Source organism: Arthrobacter alpinus, from assembly GCF_001294625.1.
Taxonomy (GTDB): Bacteria; Actinomycetota; Actinomycetes; order Actinomycetales; family Micrococcaceae; genus Specibacter; species Specibacter alpinus_A.
In genome coordinates this window covers 2,998,582-3,016,412 of the sequence record NZ_CP012677.1, presented here as the reverse complement: position 1 = coordinate 3,016,412, position 17,831 = coordinate 2,998,582, and the positions used below count along the sequence as shown (strand labels likewise).

Here is a 17,831-nt window from a genome sequence, read left to right as displayed (position 1 = left end):
GGAGGTCCAGCGTCAGTTCAGCGGTCGCGTTCCTTCCGGCAGGACGCCGTCGTTCATCAGGGCAGTGGCGGCGTCGGCGATGGCGGTCAGGGCGACCCGCTGAATCCAGGGGCCGTAGGAGATCCGGGCCACGCCCAGCGCCTCAAGCTTGGAGGGTGTGAGCGAACCGGGCACGTTGATGACGCTGACCTTGCCCCACCCGATGCCGGCTACCAGAGCCTTCACCGTGTATTCGTCCAATTTTCCCGGAACGAAAATGCACGTTGCGCCGAGCTCAAGGTACGCCTTGCCCCGTTCAAGGGCGGCCTCCAGGACTTCCTTCGGGTCCCGGTCGGCGCCGCGCAAGAAGGCATCGGTTCGGGCGTTGAGGACAAAGTCGATACCTTCTGCCGCACCCGCATTGGCGGCTTGTTTCATCTGGGCGATGGCCTGGGGGAGCGGACGCATCTGGTCTTCGATGTTCGCGCCCACAATGCCCACACCAATGGCGCGGCGAATGGTCTCGCCGGGATTGCCGTAGCCGGCCTCAAGGTCCGCAGTGACGGGAAGATCGGTGGCGGCCGCGATGCGGCCCACAGCCTCGATCATGGTGGCCAGCGGCATGCATTCGCCGTCCTCATAGCCGTAAGAGGCGGCGATGGAGTGGCTTGCCGTGGCAAGGGCCTTGGTGCCGGGCAGCTCTGAAATGACCTTGGCACTGATGACATCCCACACATTGGCCAATTGCAGGATTTGTGGAGCTTGGTGGAGGCGAAGGAGTTCGGTGGCTTTACTCGCTGTGCTCATGGCTTGAGCCTAGTCCCACTCCCTGGCTCTGTGTCCACCACCACGCTGTGAAAATGACGGTCCCCATCATGGCGGCCCAAAATCCGGTGGTCGAGCATCGAGACCCCCGGTGATTTCCTCAGGCTCACTCAGCGCGTGTCCAGGTCCTCAAAGATCAGGAACGTCTGGGTGTCCAGTACCCCGGGCATCGATTGCAGCTGGTCGAAGATGACCCTCCGCAGGCCCATGTTGTCCTCGGCACGGACCAGCAAGATCACATCGAAATCGCCGCCCACCAAGGCGATGTGCTGGACCTCGGGAATGGCGCGCAAATCCTCGCGCAGTTGTCGCCACGAATGCTGGCTGACCTTCAACGTCACATAGGCAGAGGACTTAAGCCCGGCCTTGACAGGGTCCACCAGGGCGGTGAACTTTGTCAGGACACCTGTTGAGGTGAGCTTGGAAATTCGCGCGTAGGCGTGCGCCCGCGATATGTGCACATTCTCTGCCACCGCGGACACCGACATCCGCCCGTCGCGGGTTAGTTCGGCAATGATCTTGCGGTCCACGTCATCCAGGGGCGCGGGGGTGGTGCCAGCCATGGTGTTCCTTTGCTGCGTTGGCTAGTGGGCGACGGCGAGACAAGCTGCGCGTGTAAGCCCGGTCACTTTGTTGTTATGTCTCTAAGAGTATGGCTTATATCGGATATTATCCAGAGTTTTCAGCCCAACTGGATACAGAATGCAATCCAAATCCATACTAGACAAATGGAAAATCTTTGCTGTTTGACCCTGGAATGGAGCGGATTTCAATGACGAACCATCCGGAAATTGTTGATCACGGCGGGTACGCCGGTCATGGCGAGGACTACTTGTTGCCCTCCGATGCGCCCGTCCAGCTGATCGCGCCCGAGGGTGCGCCAATGACGGCGGGAGACTACAAGGAGCCGTATGCGCTCCCCGACGACGCCACACTGCTGGACGGGTATGAGCGCCTCGTCATAGGGCGGCGTGTCAATGAACAAGCTGGCGCCCTGGTGCGGCAGGGACGGATGGCGGTGTATCCGTCGTCGTACGGGCAAGAAGCCTGCCAGGTGGCGTCGGATATGTGCCTGCGCAGCAGCGACTGGCTGTTCCCCACCTACCGGGACACGGTGGCCATACTGGGCCGCGGGGTGACCCCGATGGAGGCCTTTGAGTCCCTGCGCGGGGACTGGCACAGCGGATTTGACCCGCACCAGTACAACACCGGGCTGCCCACCACGCCGCTGGCCACCCAGTTGTTGCACGCCGTGGGAGTGGCGCACGCCGCGAAATTGCGTGGCGAGGACACGGTGGCCCTGGCCCTGTGTGGGGACGGCGCTACTAGCGAGGGAGACTTCCACGAGGCCCTGAATTTTGCGGCCGTGTTCCACGTCCCGGTGGTCTTTTTGATCCAAAATAACCAGTACGCCATTTCGGTGCCGCTCATCCACCAGTCCGTGGCGCCGTCGCTGGCCCACAAGGCTGTGGGTTACGGCATGCCGGGGGAGCGCGTTGACGGCAATGACCTGGCCGCCCTGCTGGCGGTTCTGGGACATGCGCTGGAACGGGCGCGGGACGGCGGCGGTCCCTCCTTGGTGGAGGCGCACACGTACAGGATGGAGGCGCACACCAACGCCGACGACGCCACCCGGTACCGCAGCGCCGAGGAGGTGGCCCAATGGGTGCCCAAGGATCCGTTGCTGCGTTTGCAAAAATACCTGTCCGACGCCGGACTCCTGGGTGCCGCCGACACCGAACGTTTCGCTGCGGCCGCCGAAGTGGTGGCCAAGACCATCCGTGACGGCCTGAACACCGAGACAAGCCCCGATCCGGCTGATCTTTTCGCCTACGTGTACTCCGAGCCCACACCGCAATTGCGCGAGCAAGCCTTTATGTTGGCGGAAGAACTCTCTGCTGGCCAGCCCCTTGAAGGAGCACAGTCATGACCACCATGGCCAACCGGCCCTCGGCCGGCACAGCCCACGCCAGCACGGCCGCCGTCGAGCCTGAACTGAGAGGGGTCCAAACCATCACCTTCGCCAAGGCGCTGACCTTGGCCATGTCCGACGCCATGGCCTCCGACGCCACGGTGCTGGTCTTTGGTGAGGACGTGGGCACCCTGGGTGGGGTTTTCCGTGTGACGGACGGGCTGACGCGCCGCTTCGGTGAGGAACGCTGCTTTGACACGCCGCTGGCAGAATCCGGCATTGTCGGCATGGCCACCGGTATGGCGATGAACGGTATGAAACCCGTGGTGGAGATGCAGTTCGACGCCTTCGCCTACCCGGCCTTTGAACAGATCACCAGCCATGTGGCCAAGATGGGCAACCGGACCCGCGGCCAGGTCCGCCTGCCCCTGGTCATCCGCATCCCCTACGCCGGCGGCATTGGCGGCGTGGAACACCACTGCGATTCCTCGGAGGCCTACTACGTCCACACTCCCGGCCTGACGGTGCTGACGCCGTCGACCGTCAGCGACGCCTACATCATGCTGCGCGACGCCATCGCCAGCCCGGACCCCGTGGTGTTCATGGAGCCCAAGAAGCTGTACTTCTCGAAGGCCACCGTGGACCTGGATGCGCTGCGTGCGAGGTACGACGGCGACAGTGTTCTCCCGTCCAGCATCGGCAAGGCGGCGGTGGCCCGTGAAGGCACCGACGCAACCTTGATCGCCTACGGGCCCTCCGTCGCCGCAGCGCTCGCCGCCGCCGAAACCGCAGCGGAGGAGGGGCGTTCCCTGCAAGTGATTGACGTTCGTTCCCTGGTGCCGTTCGACGACGAGACCGTCAGTGCCGCCGTCCGCTCCACCGGGCGGGCCATTGTCATAGCGGAAGCCCCGGGCTTCGCCTCCATGGCCGCAGAGATTGTGGCCCGCATCCAGGAGCGTTGCTTCCACTCCCTCGCCGCACCCGTGCTGCGCGTGAGCGGCTTTGACATCCCTTACCCCGCACCAAGGCTTGAAAAGTACTATTTGCCAGGCGTGGACAGGATCTTGGACGCCGTCGACCAACTTCAGTGGGAGCAGTCATGAGTTTGCAAGTGTTCTTGTTGCCCGACCTTGGCGAGGGCCTGGTCGAAGCCGAACTGGTCACCTGGCTGGTGGGGGTGGGCGACTCCGTGCACATCGACCAGCCCATCGCCGAGGTGGAAACCGCGAAATCAGTCGTGGAGGTACCCTCGCCGTTCGAAGGCACCGTCGCCACACTCCACGGGGCCGAGGGCGACACCTTGGAGGTCGGCAAGCCGCTGATCTCCGTGGCGCTGCCGGGGTCGGGAGCTGCGATGCCCGCAGAATCGGCGTCGTCAGCCCGGCCCGCTCCGCGGCGCCCGCCACACCCTGGGCTTGACGACGCCGATTCTGCTCCGAGCACCGCAGCGGAATCTGGCAACGTGCTCATCGGCTACGGGACGTCCTCTCACGGCGGGCCTGGGCGGACACGGCCTCCGCGGCTCCATCGCCCCCAGCAGGTGACGGAACCTCCCGTCGGCAGGAAGCCCGCACCCCTGGTGATCTCGCCGCTGGTGCGGAAAATGGCCCGTGACGCGCAGTTGGCGCTCGCTGACATCCACGGTTCCGGGGAAGGCGGGCTGATCTTGCGCAGCGACGTCGAAGCCGCCATGGTGAGAACCCCCGCAGGTCCGTCTCCGGCACTGTCGCCGGCACTGTCGGGCTCATTGGTCGCTGAGGGTGCGCCAGCCGCCGTCGACCCCCGGACCGGGCTGCCCGTGCTGGCACGCACGGCCTTGACAGGGGCAAAGAAGGCGGCCGCGGCGGCCTTCACCAGGAGCCGCCGCGAAATTCCAGAGGCCACGGTGTGGGTGGATGTTGACGCCACGGCCCTGCTGGATTTGCGTGCCGGCCTGAAGGCAGGCACTGGCACGGCACCGAGCATATTGGCGTTCGTGGCCCGGTTCGTCACCGCCGGGCTGGCCCGCTTCCCACAGTTGAACACGCAGCTGGTGAACGAGAACGGCGTCGACACCCAGGTTTCCTTCGACGGCATCAACTTGGGGTTTGCCGCCCAAACCGACAGGGGACTGGTGGTGCCGGTGTTGCGGGGTGCCCAGGGCCGCAGTGCCCGGGCACTGGGTGAGCAGATTAGTGAATTGACCGCTCGTGTCCGGGCGGGCAAGGCCAGCACGGCGGACCTGGCCGGGGGCACCTTCACCATCAACAACTACGGAGTGTTTGGGGTTGACGGCTCGGCGGCCATTATCAACCACCCGGAGGCGGCCATGTTGGGGATCGGGCGCATTGTTGACAAGCCGTGGGTGGTGGAGGGGGAACTCTGCGTACGGAAGGTGACGGAGCTGACGCTCGCCTTTGACCACAGGGTGTGTGACGGCGCCGTGGCTGCGGGGTTCTTGCGCTTCATCGCCGACGCCATGGAAAACCCGGCGGGGGTGCTCGCCGAGCTGTAACTGGATGCAACGGCCCGGACGGGGAGAAGACCGCCGCGGACGGGACTACAGTGGGGGCAGTGAATAAGAATGCCTCCCCCCGAGACTTTAGCCTGTGGTCCATCGCCGTCCCGGCGTTTGGGCCGTCCTTGCTGTTCGGCATCGGTGAGGGAGCAATACTGCCCATCATCCCGCTAAGCGCACGTGACATGGGTTCCTCGCTGGCCGGTGCCGCCCTAGTGGTGGCGCTGATCGGCATTGGTTCGCTGGTGAGCAACATCCCCGCCTCACTCATCACGGCAAAGTTTGGTGAACGGCTCGGCATGGTGGGTGCCGCCGTCTTGAGCCTGATTGCCTTGCTGCTGTGCGTTTTTGCCACCGGTTTGCTGCAATTTGGTGTCGGCATCTTCTTGATCGGGGCCGCCTCCGCAGTGTTCAACCTAGCCAGGCAAAGCTATTTGACCGAGGCTGTGCCACCATTTTTGCGTGCGCGGGGCATGTCCACGCTGGGCGGGGTAGGCAGGATCGGCTTGTTCGCCGGGCCATTCATCGGGGCGTTGGTCATCCATTTGGTGGGGTTGGCCGGGGCGTACTGGGTGGCAGTTGTCGCAGTGGCGGGCGCTGGGGCGCTCGCCTGGTGGCTGCCGGACCTTGTCAGCAGCCAAGGTGCACCTTCCGCCGCCCCCATGCCAACAGTGCGCTCATTGATGTTGGCCCATCGAAAAGTCTTCCTGACCGTGGGAATAGGCGTGCTTCTGGTCAGTGCTGTGCGGTCCTCCCGGCAGGTGGTGGTGCCGCTGTGGGCGGACAGCCTGGGACTGAACCCGGCCGTCACCTCCGTGATCTATGGCCTGTCCGGCGCCATCGACATGCTGGTTTTTTACCCGGCAGGCAAGGTCATGGACAGGAAAGGCCGCGTCTGGGTGGCGGTGCCGTCGATGGCGCTGATGGGAATCTCCTTGCTACTCATGCCGCTAACCACGGGCGCACTGTCGCTGTTGCTGGTGGCGCTGCTGATCGGCTTTGGCAACGGCATTGGTTCGGGCCTGATCATGACGCTGGGCGCAGACTACTCGCCACGCCACGGCAGGGCGCAGTTCCTGGGGATCTGGCGTTTTCTCTCCGACATTGGCGGCTCCAGCGGCCCAGCCATCCTGGCTGGGCTGACAGCAGTGGTGACATTGTCCTTCGGGATTGCGGCCACGGGACTGTTGGGATTGGCGGCCGCCGCTGTCCTGGGCTACTGGGTGCCGCGCAACAAACCTGTTCCCCGCTAGCCGCGGGAAAGATTCCAAACCAGGCTAACGGGAGGAACGGCGTCGTACAGGGAAGGTCAGCAACACTGTCCCGGCCAAGGCCAAACCGTAGCCAACCACCACAATCTGTCCCACACCGGCAAGGAAGAAGCTGGTGGTGCTGGCGCTCGGATCGGCTGCCACGGAGCGCAGGATCAGCGCGGTGAGAATCCCGGCGGCAAGTGCAATGAGAAAGCACGCAACGCTCCACCACCGGCGCGACGCCCAATGCGCGTGGGCCCCGGGCCACACATTCCATTCGGGGCCGGTGCGCAAAATAACTAGGCCAGCCAGGCTTGTCCACAGCGCCACGATGAAGAACGCGGCCATGACATCCGAGGGCCGGTGCCACTGGTTGATGAGAGTGGCGACGCCCGCCACGACGGCGTAGCTGCCGCCCACAAACGCTGTGGCCGGACGCCAGCGCGGGGATACGACCAAGAAAACTGCTGCCGCAGCGCTGGCTGCAATAGTGCTGTGACCCGATGGTAAGGAGTTCAGTACCAGCGTGGTGACACCGACGTCGGGCCTGTCGGGCAAACCAAACTTGATCAACTGAGTGGTCAAATTTGCGCCGGCCATGGCGGCCAGCGCGATCCCCGCAGCCTTCCAGCGCCGGCGGGCAAGGGTGACGAACAACACCACGATCACAGCGATCACCACCGAGGTGGCGGGCAATGAATCCAGCACCTGGGAGGCCTGTGCACCGATGCGGCGGCGGGCCACAGCCGCCTCAACCAAGGCCGACTCATCAACGTATTGGCCCGCGGTGCTCTTGATGAAAAACACGAAAGTGGCGGCCAATCCGGCCAAGGCAACGGCCATGGCAATGATGAACGGGGCCGTCGGAATAGGGGCACGCCCGGGTATGCGGGAGCCATAGTGCGAGCGTGCGGCGTGCGTGATCATCCCCCCTAGGTTCCCACAGTTTCATGGGAACCAGCTGGCACAAACGCTACAGTGATCACATGCTCTCTGTACCGTCCTTAGAGGAACTCCAAGCCGCAGCCCATGTGGTCACCCTGCCCATGCGCGTGAAATTTCGAGGGATCACCGAGCGTGAGGTGATGCTCTTTGACGGGCCGGCCAGTTGGGCGGAGTTTGGCCCGTTCCTCGAGTACGACGACGCCGAGGCGGCCAGGTGGCTGGCCTCGGCTGTGGAGGCTGGCTGGCAGGGGTTCCCGGAGCCGGTCCGGGATTGGATTCCCATCAACGCAACAGTCCCGGCTGTTGATCCATCCGAGGTGGCGGCCATCCTGGGTGCGTTCGACGCCGTGCACACGGTGAAGGTCAAGGTGGCCGAGCCCGGACAGTCGTTGGCGGAGGACGCAGCCCGGGTGGGGGCTGTGCGGCATCTACTGCCCGCCGCCCAGATCCGGGTGGATGCGAACGGTGCCTGGGATGCGGACCAGGCCGTGCGGGCGCTACGGATGCTCTCCGTATTTGGCCTGGAATACGCCGAGCAGCCCGTTGCCTCCGTGGCGCAGATGGCGGCGGTGCGCCGTGCGTTGAAGGGGTTGGTGCTGATCGCCGCCGACGAAAGCGTGCGGAAAGCCACCGACCCCCTAGCTGTCGCGCGGGCAGGGGCTGCCGATCTGCTCGTCGTGAAGGCAGCACCGCTTGGTGGTGTGCGGCGCGCATTGGAGATCGTCGCGGAGGCCGGGCTGCCCGCCGTCGTTAGCTCTGCGTTGGATAGCTCCGTGGGGATCCGGGCGGGCGTGGCCCTAGCCGCAGCGCTTCCCGCGCTGCCATACGCCTGCGGTCTGGGCACGGTGTCGCTGATGGCCGGTGACGTCGCTGCCGAGAGTCTGGTGGCCGTTTCTGGCGGGCTGTCCGTGCGGGAAGTGGCAGCAACACCAGCCCTGCTGGCCAAATTTGCGGCCACGCCGGGGCGCCGTGACTGGTGGTTTGAGCGGCTTCGCCGTGCCCATGCACTGCTGTAGGAATTGACGAAGTCGGCCCCGGGTGCGGCCGGGTGATTAGATGGTTCCGTGATGTTACTTAGTTCGATGGATGCTGCCCGGTACGTAGTGGATGCGCTGGAACGCGCGGGCGTTCGGCACGTGGTGGTGGCGCCCGGATCCCGCAGCGCGCCACTTGTCTACGCGCTGGCCGAGGCTGTTGCGGATGGCAGGCTCACCGCCCATGTCCGCATTGACGAACGCGTGGCCGGGTTTACGGCGCTGGGGCTGGCCCTGGGATCGGGCACCCCCGTCGCCGTGCTGACAACTTCCGGCACGGCTGTGGGGAATCTGATGCCGGCAGTGATGGAAGCCAACCACAGCGGCACACCGTTGGTGGTGCTCTCGGCCGACAGGCCCGAGGAACTCCGCGGCACGGGCGCGAACCAGACCACCGTGCAGCTGGACATTTTTGGTGAGCAGGTCCGGTTTGCCACCGACGTCCCCGCCGGAATCGATCCCAGCAGCGCCATTGCCACCGCCCTCAGCGCAGCCCAGGGCCGCCTCGACGGGATCCCTGCCGGCCCGGCCCAGGTCAACCTGGCGTTTCGGGACCCGTTGACCCCGGCCCTGGACGGGTCCGAATGGGAACGCCTCTTGCCGGTGGTTGAACCTGCCGGAATCCCCGGAACAACTGTGGTTGAACCTGTCGAAATCCCTGGCTCAACGGAGGCAGAGCCGGCAATGCCCCGCCCCTCCGCCAGCCACCGGACGGTGGTCGTTGCCGGGCACGGCGCCGGTCCCGCCGCCGAGTATTTTGCGCGCATGTTGGGTTTGCCCCTGCTGGCCGAACCGTCGTCGAACGCACGGTTCGGGCCCAATGCGGTTGGACCTTATAGGCTCCTGCTGGACCGTTTTGGTTCGGGAACGGCACTGCCCATTGAACGGGTGGTCGTCTTTGGCCGACCCACACTCTCTCGCCCGGTGGCGCAGCTGCTCGCCACCACGGCTGTGGAGCGTGCACTTTACGTGCCGCGCCCTGTGGCCTGGTTTGACTCCGGGCGGCGTGCCGAACTTGTCCTGACCCAGTGGGACCAGCTCGTGGGATTTGCCGGGTTTGGTCCGCACGGATGGCTTGAGGCGTGGCAGGAAGCGGGCCAGCTGGCCGAATCCGCGTTGGATGCCGCACTGGAGGCCCATACCAGCCCCGGTTTGATGAGCGGGCCAGCCGTTGCCCGCACCGTGTGGGAGGCGGCCCAGTCCGACTCCGGTAGCAACCTGGTGCTCGGCTCCTCCAATCCCGTCCGTGACGTGGATCTGGCGGGCCGGCCCGTCGTTGGCGAGCTGACGGGCGCCGGCCACGCGCCGGGAGCAACCGTGTTCGCCAACCGTGGCTTGGCCGGCATTGACGGCACCATTTCCACGGCCACGGGCATTGCGCTGGCCACGGGGGCTCCCACCCGTATTCTCCTGGGCGACATCACTTTTCTGCACGATTCCGGGGCGCTTCTGCAAGGCAGCAGCGAGCAGGTGGCGGAATTGCAAGTCATTGTGCTTAACGATTCCGGTGGCGGCATCTTCTCCGTCCTGGAACACGGCGCCCTTGCCGCGGTACCCGGCTACGCCGACGCCGTCGAACGGTTCTTTGGCACGCCGCACACGGTGGACATCGGCGCGCTGGCCACGGCGTTCGGTTGGCGGCACACGCTGGTGCGTTCGACGGCGGAGCTCACCACCGCTCTCGCCCCGCCAGTGGAGGGACGAAGCATCATCGAAGTTTCTGCCACCCGCGAGGGCTTGCGGGAACTGCACGCCCAGATCCGCGAGGCCCTGGCCCGGTAGCCCGGGTCTTAATTACCGGTGGTCGAGCTTGTCGAGACCCGGGCATGATTTCGACAAGCTCAATCACCGCTACAGGACCCGGCTGAGGAACTCCTTGGTGCGTGCATGTTGCGGGTTGGCGATGATCTCGCGCGGGTTGCCGCTTTCGACCACCACGCCGGCGTCCATGAACGTCAAGGTGTCCCCGACCTCGCGGGCAAAGCCGATCTCGTGGGTCACCACGATCATGGTCATGCCTGACTTGGCCAGGTCCTTCATGACTTCAAGGACATCGCCCACCAGCTCGGGGTCAAGGGCGGAGGTGGGCTCGTCAAAGAGCATCAACTCCGGCTCCATGGCGAGGGCCCGGGCTATGGCGACTCGCTGCTGCTGCCCGCCGGAGAGCTGGGCCGGGTAGAAGTCGGCACGGTCGCTCAGGCCCACCATCTCTAGCAGTTCCAAGGCCTTCAACTTCGCAGCAGCCTTGGACTGGCGTTTGACCTGCGTGGGTGCTTCGATCACGTTTTGCAGCGCAGTTTTGTGCGGGAACAGGTTAAAGCGCTGGAACACCATGCCAATTTCGCGGCGTTGGGCAGCGATATGTTTTGTGCTCAGATCATGGAGCTTCCCGTTGACTTCGCGGTAGCCAATGAGTGAGTCGTGGACGTAGATCCTGCCAGCGCTGATGGTTTCCAGCACGTTGATGCACCGCAAAAGCGTGGACTTGCCCGAACCCGAAGGGCCAATAATGACCGAAACTTCGCCCGGAGCGACGGTCATGTCGATCCCCTTCAGGACGTGGTGTTCACCGAAGAACTTGTGCACACCCTCAACTTTCACGAGGGGTTTCACACCATGGGCTTTCCCTTTGGCCAGGGGAGTGGTCTCAGTCATTCCTTGCCACCTTCCTTGCTTCCATCAGTTCCGGTGGTGGGCTTGGCGTGTGCGGCAGCAACAGCGGCTGTTGCCATAACGGGAGCCTTCATCACATTGTCAACGCCCTTGCCGTAGTGCTTTTCAATGAAGTATTGGCCCACCATCAATACAGAGGTAATGATCAAGTACCAGATGGCGGCGACTATCAGCAACGGAATCGGTTCGTAGGTGCGGTTGGCCAAGGTGTTGGTCACAAAGGTCAGGTCCAGGGTGAACGGCACAGCCAAGACGAGGGAGGTGGTCTTGAGCATGCCAATGGTTTCATTGCCTGTGGGTGGAATGATGACCCGCATGGCCTGCGGCAGGACAATTCGCCACATGACCTTGGAGCGACGCATGCCCAGGGCCTCGGCAGCTTCCATCTGGCCGTTGTCCACGGATTTCAACCCGGCCCGGAAAATCTCTGCCAGGTACGCCGACTCATTTAAGCCAAGCCCCACAATGGCGCCTACTTTTGCCGTGATGAGAATGGAGGTGTTGACGGTGAGCAGTTCCGGCCCAAAGGGCACGCCCAAAACAATAGTGGGGTACAGGGTGGCGACTAGTCCCCAAAACACCAGCTGCGTGTAGATGGGGGTGCCGCGAAAGAACCACACCCACACCCAGGCAACATACCTGAACAGAGGGTTGTCCGACTGGCGCATGAACGCCAACAGGATGGCCAAAACAATGGCGATAGCCATGGACGCGACAGTCAGAATCAAAGTCCAGCCAACGCCTTGAATGACAAGGACGTCAAGGATGTAGGTACCTACAATGTCCCACCGGAAGCGTTCGTTGGTCACCAGGCTCTGAGCCACAAGCACCAACACGATAATGATGACCGCTGCACCAACCCAACGGCCCGGGTGCCGGACGGGCACGGCCTTGATTAAATCAATGTCGCCGCCCGCCGGCTGGCTCCCGCCAAGGGGACTTCTCAATTGCTGACCGCCGGGTTAAGCACTGCTGTCTTGATAGCGCCGTCAGCGTTGTTCCACTTCTCCAAAATCTTCATGTAGGTGCCATCCGTGATGAGCTTGTTCATGACTTTTTCGATGACTTCAGCCAAGGGCAGGTCATTCTTGGCGATGGCAATACCCTGCTCCGCGGAGTCGTAGATGTCGCCGAGGACCTCAAGCTTGCCGCCGGTGTTGGCCAGTGCGTTGCGGGTGATGGGGGAATCGGCAGCCATGGCGTCAATGGTGCCGCCAACTAGTCGGGTGGTGATGTCTGTCTGGTTCTTCAACGAGATGATGTCGATGGCGGGCTTCCCGGCTGCGACGCAAGCCTTGGACCGGTCCGAGACATCCGGTTCTTCCTGAACCGTTCCGGTCTGCACGCCTACCTTCTTGCCGCAGAGGTCATCCATGGTGATCTTATTGGGGTTGCCCTTTTGCACTGCCCAGAGGGTACCTGCGTTGAAGTAGCTAACAAAGTTAACGGCCTTGGAGCGCTCTTGCGTGATGGTGAAAGAAGACATACCTAGGTCATACACGGTGCCCAGCTTGGGCAGAATGGTCGGGAAGTCTGCTGTGTGGGCAACAGCTTTCTTGCCCAAAGTGGCTGCGATGGCCTTTGCCATGTCAATGTCGTAACCAACCGGCGTCTGGCCATCCTTGTCCAGGAATTCGGCGGGCTCGTAAGAGGTATCTGAGCCAATTTCCAGGGTGGCTTTGTCCTTCAACGCCGCCGGGAGGAGAGCGATCAGTGCCTCGTCTTTGGGTGCGGTGGTGGGATCGAAGGCGGCTGCTCCGCCGGCACTTGCCGTGGAACCGGGTGCCGGCTGCTGGGATGCGTCGGTGCAACCTGTCAGCGCCAATGCTGCGACGGCTGTAACTGCGGCAAGACGTAAGGTCAGCCTCGATGAAATGTTCATATTGTTCCCTTTGTTTCTGGACTGGAGCACAGCGGTTTGAAATCTAGTGTAGCGCCCAGTGATTTGCATCACGGTAAACGAGGTTTCACTATTGAACAACTTCTGGGCGAAGTGCACAAGGCTGGACCACGCATCCCTGTCTGAAATCCCGGACAAGGGTTGTGTCGAAGCCACCGCGGAAATCAGCGGTGCAGGCCCAGTGCCTGAAGCATGGGACGGAATTTGGCCCAGGTCTCGGCAAGTTCGGCGTCGGGGTCGGATGCCTCCACGATGCCGGCACCGGCGTACAGGCGCGCCGTGCGGGGGGTTTCCAGTACGCCTCCGCGCAAGGCGATACCCCATTCTCCGTTACCGGCGCCGTCGAGCCAACCGACAGGCCCTGCGTAGGGGCCGCGATCCATTCTTTCCAGCTCCAGGATGAGCTTCCCCGCGGTTTCCCTGGGGGTCCCACACACCGCAGCGGTTGGATGAAGCGCCTCCACAAGGGCCAGCGAGGTGGGTAGGTGGCCATCCGTGTCGGCCAGTTCAGCACTCACATCCGAGGCCAGGTGCCAGACATTGGGGAGTTCTAGGATGAATGGTTCGGCGGGGAAGGACAGGTCCTTAGAGAAGGGGGCCAACTGCCGTGTCAGGGAACGGACGGCGAAGTCGTGTTCCTGACGTTGCTTGGCGGAACCGCCCAGAACTGAGGCGGCAAAGCCAACAGCGCCGGCCGGCTCATCCTCCCGGTCCAGAGTGCCGGCCAGGACGCGAGCCTGGGCCGTGGTGCCGTCGACCTTGATCAGCATCTCCGGTGTAGCACCAACCAGACCACGCACGCCGTAAGTCCAACATTCACCGTAAAGGGCCACCAATCGTTGCAAGATTGATATGCGTTCAATGGGTTCTTCGAACGTGACGAGCACATCGCGGGCCAGCACCACCTTCTCCAGGCCGCCGTGGCCAATGGCATGAACGCCGGCGGCGACCGAGAGTTTCCATTCCTCCTCCGTGAGCGCTCCTGTGCGCACGGTGCCGGCGGGGGAGGGGGCCGGCACGGTGCCGTCACCGTGGCCGGAGAGGAACCGCCGCAGCAGTGCATGGGCAGACTCAGCGGTGGGCGCTTTGCCGTCAGTAGTGAGCTGGGTTAGCCAGAACAGTCCGTCACGGGAACCCAGCACCAGCTCCGGAACGATCAGTACGGACTTGTGTGCGCTGGTCTTGGAGAAGGCAAAGGAGCCGAAGGCCATCGCCCCGGTGCCGGGAACTTTGACCGGGTCAACAACCACGGCTCCCGCCAGTAACTCTTTCCACCACTGTTCGGCGTCGACAAAGCGGTTCGGGCCGGTCCCACCAAAACATGCAGCCTCACCAAAGCCAATAAGGCCCTCACCATGGCGCAGCCAACACAGCGGATCCGTGCCGGACAACAGCAGATCGGATGCGGTTGCAGGTGCCAGATCGCCCAGCGCGGCAGCGTCCAGGGCCGTGGTCAGGGTGCGCAGGGAAACAGTCATGATGAGTCCAGATTACTCCGTGCCCGGGCGCTAAATGGCGGCGCCGCGGTGTGATCCCCCACAACTACGCCAAACCGGTGAGCGAAGGTGCGTAAAGTTTGAGAGACTAGGGGGGTGAACCGTGCATCCTTGGAGAAGCGTCCGGAAGAAGTGGCCGCCATGTTTGACGACGTGGCCCCCAAATACGACATCGTCAACGACATCCTGTCCATGGGTCAGGCACGCCGTTGGCGCCGCATTGTGGTTGATGCGGTGGGCGCCGTCCCTGGCCAAAAGGTCCTTGACTTGGCTGCCGGCACCGGCACCTCGAGCGAACCCTACGCCGACGCCGGCGTGGATGTGGTGGCCTGCGACTTCTCAGTGGGCATGCTCAAGGTCGGCAAGCGCCGCCGCCCCGACATTGACTTCATCGCCGGTGACGCCACCAACCTGCCGTTCGCGGACAACTCCTTTGACGCCACCACCATCTCCTTTGGGCTGCGCAACGTCATCGACCCGAAAAAAGCGCTCCAGGAGATGCTGCGGGTGACCAAACCGGGCGGGAAACTGGTGGTGGCCGAGTTCTCCCACCCCACCAATGCCGTGTTCCGAACCGTGTACAGCGAATATTTGATGCGGGCGCTGGCGCCCATCGCCAAAAAAGTTGCTTCCAACCCGGACGCCTATGTTTACCTGGCCGAATCCATCCGCGTGTGGCCCAGCCAAGACGAGCTTGCCGCCTGGATATCCGAGTCCGGCTGGTCTTCTGTGGCCTACAGGAACTTGAGCGGTGGCATTGTTGCCGTGCACCGCGGCGTGAAAGCCGACACTAACTAAAGGAACTCCACACACTGTGAAGGTACTGATCGTAGGGGCTGGCCCTGCCGGTTCCACTGCTGCCTACCACTTGGCTTCCGCCGGGGTGGAAGTCACTGTGCTGGAAAAAACCAGGTTCCCGCGCGAAAAAGTCTGTGGTGATGGTTTGACGCCCCGGGCCGTGCGCGAAATCCAGCTCATGGGCCTGCCCCACGACCCCGCGGAGGGATGGCGCCGGAACAAGGGCCTACGACTGATCGCCGGCGGGCGCACCATCGAGGTCCCCTGGCCCGAGCTCTCCAACTTTCCCAACTACGGCCTGATTCGCACCCGCCTGGGCTTTGACGAGTCCCTCGCCGCCCATGCCCGCGAGGCAGGGGCCACCATCCTGGAGGGCCATTCGGTGACTTCGGCGTTGACGGACGACGCCGGAACCGTCATTGGTGCCACGGCGTCCGTTTTGGACGGGGCCGGGCGCAAAACGGGTGAAACCGCCGACTTTATGGCCGACGTCGTACTGGCAGCCGACGGCAACTCAACCCGCACGGCCGTCTCACTCGGGCACGAGAAGCGCGACGACCGGCCCATGGGTGTGGCGTACCGCACCTACTTCACCTCCCCACGCCACGACGACGACTGGATGGAAGGCTGGCTTGAGCTGCCCGGCAAGGCGGGGAAACCTTTACCTGGTTACGGATGGGTGTTCGGTGTCGGTGACGGCACCTCCAACGTGGGTTTGGGGATACTGAACTCCTCCAAGGAATTCGGCAAGCTTGACTACCGGGCCGTGCTGCGTGACTGGACCGCGGCAATGCCCGCTGACTGGGGCTTCACCCCTGAAAACCAGGTGGGCCCCATCCGGGGCGCGGCGCTGCCCATGGGCTTCAACCGGACCCCGCACTATTCGGACGGGCTGATGCTGCTGGGCGACGCCGGGGGCATGGTCAGCCCCTTCAACGGTGAAGGAATCTCCTATGCTATGGAATCGGGCCGGTTTGCCGCTGAACACATTGTGCGGGCCTGCGCCGCAAACTCCCGGCTGGCCTCCGATCACGTGCTGCGCGGCTATGCCGGCTTTGTGCAGGAGCAGTGGGGCAGCCACTTCACCCTAGGCAGGGTCTTTGCCTCCCTGATTGGTAAACCCGCCATCATGAAATTGGCATTGCGCACAGGCATGCCGGTTCCCGTGCTCATGCGGTTTGTGGTCCGCTTGATGGCCAATCTCACCGACGCTGACGAACGTGGATTTGAGGATAGAGTGATTCATCTACTGGAGAAGCTGGTCCCAGCCACCAGCAACCAAGGCTTTCCCCGAACATCCAAGCAACAATCCCTACCAATAGTGAGTGTTAAGTAGTGACTACTTCCGCGAACCACAGCTGGACCCATGCCGGGCACGGGCACCCCGCCTCCCATGATCCCAACCCCAGCACCATGGACATTGCCACGGGGTTGCAACTACCCGCTGGTTTCTCCGCCGTGGCCGATGACCCTGACCTTGGGCCCTCCATTTTCATGAGCATGGCCAAGGTAGAAAAGGTCCTGCGCGAGGCCATCTCCAACTCCGATCCGTTGGCCGACGCCACGAGCAGGCATCTGGTGGAAGCAGGCGGCAAACGTATCCGTCCGCTGCTGGTGTTGCTGGCCGCCCACCTAGGCGACGCGAGCCGGCCGGAAGTGGTGCAGGCCGCCGTCGTGGTTGAACTGACGCACCTGGCCACCCTGTATCACGACGACGTGATGGACTCCGCACCCTTCCGCCGGGGAGGGCCCACCGCGCATGAGGTGTGGGGCAACACCGTGGCCATCCTGACCGGTGACCTCATCTTTGCCCGCGCCTCGATCCTGGTGTCCGAGCTTGGTTCCGAAGCACTGGGCATCCAGGCACGCACCTTCGAACGGCTGTGCCTGGGCCAGCTCCATGAGACTGTGGGACCGCGCGAGGACGAAGACCCCATTGAGCACTACCTGTCAGTGGTCGCGGACAAGACAGGCTCGCTCGTTGCAGCGTCGGGGCAGCTCGGTGCCATCTTTGCCGGTGGCTCGAGGCAGACGCAGGCAGTCATGCTTGAATACGGCGAGAAGGTGGGCGTGGCCTTCCAGCTGGCCGACGACGTCATCGACGTCACTGGTCTGAAGCAGGTATCCGGGAAGTCACCTGGCACCGATCTTCGTGAAGGCGTTCCCACCCTGCCCGTGCTGCTGTTGCGCAAGGCTGCCGCCGCGGGCGATGTGTCTGCGGATGCGGTGTTGGCACTGGTCGACGGCGACCTGAGCAGCGATGAAGCATTGGCTCAGGCCGTGGCTGCGTTGCGTGAGCACCCGGTCACGGCGCAGTCCTGGGTGGTTGCCCGCGAATGGTCGGCTCAGGCCATCGCCGCGCTGGCACCCCTGCCCGAGAGCGTCGTCAAGACGGCCCTTGCCAGTTTCGCGGAAGCCGTGGTCTCCCGCGACGTCTAGCGCCCGGTGGTCGAGCCTGGGCCCACGCCCGCAGGGTTCCCTAGCCGAGGAACGAGGTTAGGGTGCGGGTGGGGAGCGAG

Annotated in this window: 16 protein-coding genes; 9 read left to right on the top strand and 7 right to left on the bottom strand. The window is 63.6% G+C overall.

The genetic code is table 11. The annotated features are described in order from the left end of the window. Positions 1 to 12: 12 nt before the first annotated feature. Positions 13 to 786 carry an isocitrate lyase/PEP mutase family protein gene (locus AOC05_RS13690; RefSeq protein WP_062007702.1) on the bottom strand — a complete coding sequence of 258 codons (774 nt, stop codon included), beginning with the start codon at positions 784 to 786 and terminating at the stop codon, positions 13 to 15. 128 nt (positions 787 to 914) lie between these two features. After that, positions 915 to 1,367, bottom strand: coding sequence for an Lrp/AsnC family transcriptional regulator (locus AOC05_RS13685; RefSeq protein WP_062007701.1), 453 nt, complete (start codon positions 1,365 to 1,367; stop codon positions 915 to 917). A 209-nt stretch (positions 1,368 to 1,576) separates the two neighbouring features. On the opposite strand from AOC05_RS13685, the gene AOC05_RS13680 reads away from it, so the two are divergent. The 4 genes from AOC05_RS13680 to AOC05_RS13665 are packed head-to-tail and all read left to right on the top strand — an operon-like array spanning position 1,577 to position 6,466. Beyond that, the gene (locus tag AOC05_RS13680; protein WP_062007700.1) at positions 1,577 to 2,734 is read left to right on the top strand and encodes a thiamine pyrophosphate-dependent dehydrogenase E1 component subunit alpha; all 1,158 of its coding nucleotides are present in this window, start codon (positions 1,577 to 1,579) and stop codon (positions 2,732 to 2,734) included. Beyond that, positions 2,731 to 3,819, top strand: a complete 1,089-nt coding sequence (locus tag AOC05_RS13675; protein ID WP_062007699.1) for an alpha-ketoacid dehydrogenase subunit beta — start codon at positions 2,731 to 2,733, stop codon at positions 3,817 to 3,819. Before AOC05_RS13680 ends, AOC05_RS13675 begins: the two co-directional genes overlap by 4 nt. Continuing rightward, positions 3,816 to 5,210, top strand: a complete 1,395-nt coding sequence (locus AOC05_RS13670) for a dihydrolipoamide acetyltransferase family protein (RefSeq protein ID WP_062007698.1) — start codon at positions 3,816 to 3,818, stop codon at positions 5,208 to 5,210. The genes AOC05_RS13675 and AOC05_RS13670 overlap by 4 nt, the downstream gene beginning before the upstream one ends. A 59-nt stretch (positions 5,211 to 5,269) precedes the next feature. Beyond that, positions 5,270 to 6,466, top strand: a complete 1,197-nt coding sequence (locus tag AOC05_RS13665) for an MFS transporter (RefSeq protein ID WP_157374992.1) — start codon at positions 5,270 to 5,272, stop codon at positions 6,464 to 6,466. 24 nt (positions 6,467 to 6,490) lie between these two features. Here AOC05_RS13665 and AOC05_RS13660 read toward each other — a convergent pair whose 3' ends face one another. Further along, positions 6,491 to 7,393, bottom strand: coding sequence for a phosphatase PAP2 family protein (locus AOC05_RS13660; protein WP_062007696.1), 903 nt, complete (start codon positions 7,391 to 7,393; stop codon positions 6,491 to 6,493). Between the two features lie 59 nt (positions 7,394 to 7,452). Between AOC05_RS13660 and AOC05_RS13655 the strand changes: the two genes are divergently transcribed. Then, positions 7,453 to 8,427, top strand: coding sequence for an o-succinylbenzoate synthase (locus AOC05_RS13655; protein ID WP_062009797.1), 975 nt, complete (start codon positions 7,453 to 7,455; stop codon positions 8,425 to 8,427). Positions 8,428 to 8,478: 51 nt separating this feature from the next. After that, positions 8,479 to 10,227 carry a 2-succinyl-5-enolpyruvyl-6-hydroxy-3-cyclohexene-1-carboxylic-acid synthase gene (gene menD / locus AOC05_RS13650; protein WP_062007695.1) on the top strand — a complete coding sequence of 583 codons (1,749 nt, stop codon included), beginning with the start codon at positions 8,479 to 8,481 and terminating at the stop codon, positions 10,225 to 10,227. A gap of 69 nt (positions 10,228 to 10,296) precedes the next feature. Here the strand turns inward: menD and AOC05_RS13645 are convergent, their stop codons facing one another. The 4 genes from AOC05_RS13645 to AOC05_RS13630 form a co-directional block, all read right to left on the bottom strand. Next, a complete protein-coding gene (locus AOC05_RS13645) occupies positions 10,297 to 11,100 on the bottom strand; it encodes an amino acid ABC transporter ATP-binding protein (protein ID WP_062007694.1) in 804 nt (267 codons plus the stop codon). Further along, positions 11,097 to 12,065 carry an amino acid ABC transporter permease gene (locus AOC05_RS13640; protein ID WP_062007693.1) on the bottom strand — a complete coding sequence of 323 codons (969 nt, stop codon included), beginning with the start codon at positions 12,063 to 12,065 and terminating at the stop codon, positions 11,097 to 11,099. Before AOC05_RS13640 ends, AOC05_RS13645 begins: the two co-directional genes overlap by 4 nt. Further along, positions 12,062 to 13,000: an ABC transporter substrate-binding protein gene (locus tag AOC05_RS13635; protein ID WP_062007692.1), complete on the bottom strand. Its 939-nt coding sequence runs from the start codon at positions 12,998 to 13,000 to the stop codon at positions 12,062 to 12,064. The genes AOC05_RS13640 and AOC05_RS13635 overlap by 4 nt, the downstream gene beginning before the upstream one ends. Positions 13,001 to 13,182: 182 nt before the next feature. Then, positions 13,183 to 14,496 carry an isochorismate synthase gene (locus tag AOC05_RS13630; protein ID WP_062007691.1) on the bottom strand — a complete coding sequence of 438 codons (1,314 nt, stop codon included), beginning with the start codon at positions 14,494 to 14,496 and terminating at the stop codon, positions 13,183 to 13,185. Positions 14,497 to 14,610: 114 nt separating this feature from the next. On the opposite strand from AOC05_RS13630, the gene AOC05_RS13625 reads away from it, so the two are divergent. From AOC05_RS13625 to AOC05_RS13615, 3 genes are read left to right on the top strand one after another with little or no spacing between them, the layout of a single operon-like run. Next, a complete protein-coding gene (locus tag AOC05_RS13625; protein WP_062007690.1) occupies positions 14,611 to 15,312 on the top strand; it encodes a demethylmenaquinone methyltransferase in 702 nt (233 codons plus the stop codon). A gap of 16 nt (positions 15,313 to 15,328) precedes the next feature. Continuing rightward, positions 15,329 to 16,648, top strand: coding sequence for a geranylgeranyl reductase family protein (locus AOC05_RS13620; RefSeq protein WP_062007689.1), 1,320 nt, complete (start codon positions 15,329 to 15,331; stop codon positions 16,646 to 16,648). Continuing rightward, the gene (locus AOC05_RS13615) at positions 16,648 to 17,751 is read left to right on the top strand and encodes a polyprenyl synthetase family protein (RefSeq protein ID WP_062007688.1); all 1,104 of its coding nucleotides are present in this window, start codon (positions 16,648 to 16,650) and stop codon (positions 17,749 to 17,751) included. The genes AOC05_RS13620 and AOC05_RS13615 overlap by 1 nt, the downstream gene beginning before the upstream one ends. The last annotated feature ends 80 nt before the right edge of the window (positions 17,752 to 17,831 follow it).

Coding starts and splice junctions, on each gene's coding strand:
- AOC05_RS13655 (WP_062009797.1), top strand. CDS start 7,453: ATGCTCTCTGTACCGTCCTTAGAGGAACTCCAAGCCGCAGCCCATGTG.
- AOC05_RS13685 (WP_062007701.1), bottom strand. CDS start 1,367: ATGGCTGGCACCACCCCCGCGCCCCTGGATGACGTGGACCGCAAGATC.
- AOC05_RS13660 (WP_062007696.1), bottom strand. CDS start 7,393: ATGATCACGCACGCCGCACGCTCGCACTATGGCTCCCGCATACCCGGG.
- AOC05_RS13680 (WP_062007700.1), top strand. CDS start 1,577: ATGACGAACCATCCGGAAATTGTTGATCACGGCGGGTACGCCGGTCAT.
- AOC05_RS13645 (WP_062007694.1), bottom strand. CDS start 11,100: ATGACTGAGACCACTCCCCTGGCCAAAGGGAAAGCCCATGGTGTGAAA.
- AOC05_RS13630 (WP_062007691.1), bottom strand. CDS start 14,496: ATGACTGTTTCCCTGCGCACCCTGACCACGGCCCTGGACGCTGCCGCG.
- AOC05_RS13670 (WP_062007698.1), top strand. CDS start 3,816: ATGAGTTTGCAAGTGTTCTTGTTGCCCGACCTTGGCGAGGGCCTGGTC.
- menD (WP_062007695.1), top strand. CDS start 8,479: ATGTTACTTAGTTCGATGGATGCTGCCCGGTACGTAGTGGATGCGCTG.
- AOC05_RS13690 (WP_062007702.1), bottom strand. CDS start 786: ATGAGCACAGCGAGTAAAGCCACCGAACTCCTTCGCCTCCACCAAGCT.
- AOC05_RS13635 (WP_062007692.1), bottom strand. CDS start 13,000: ATGAACATTTCATCGAGGCTGACCTTACGTCTTGCCGCAGTTACAGCC.
- AOC05_RS13675 (WP_062007699.1), top strand. CDS start 2,731: ATGACCACCATGGCCAACCGGCCCTCGGCCGGCACAGCCCACGCCAGC.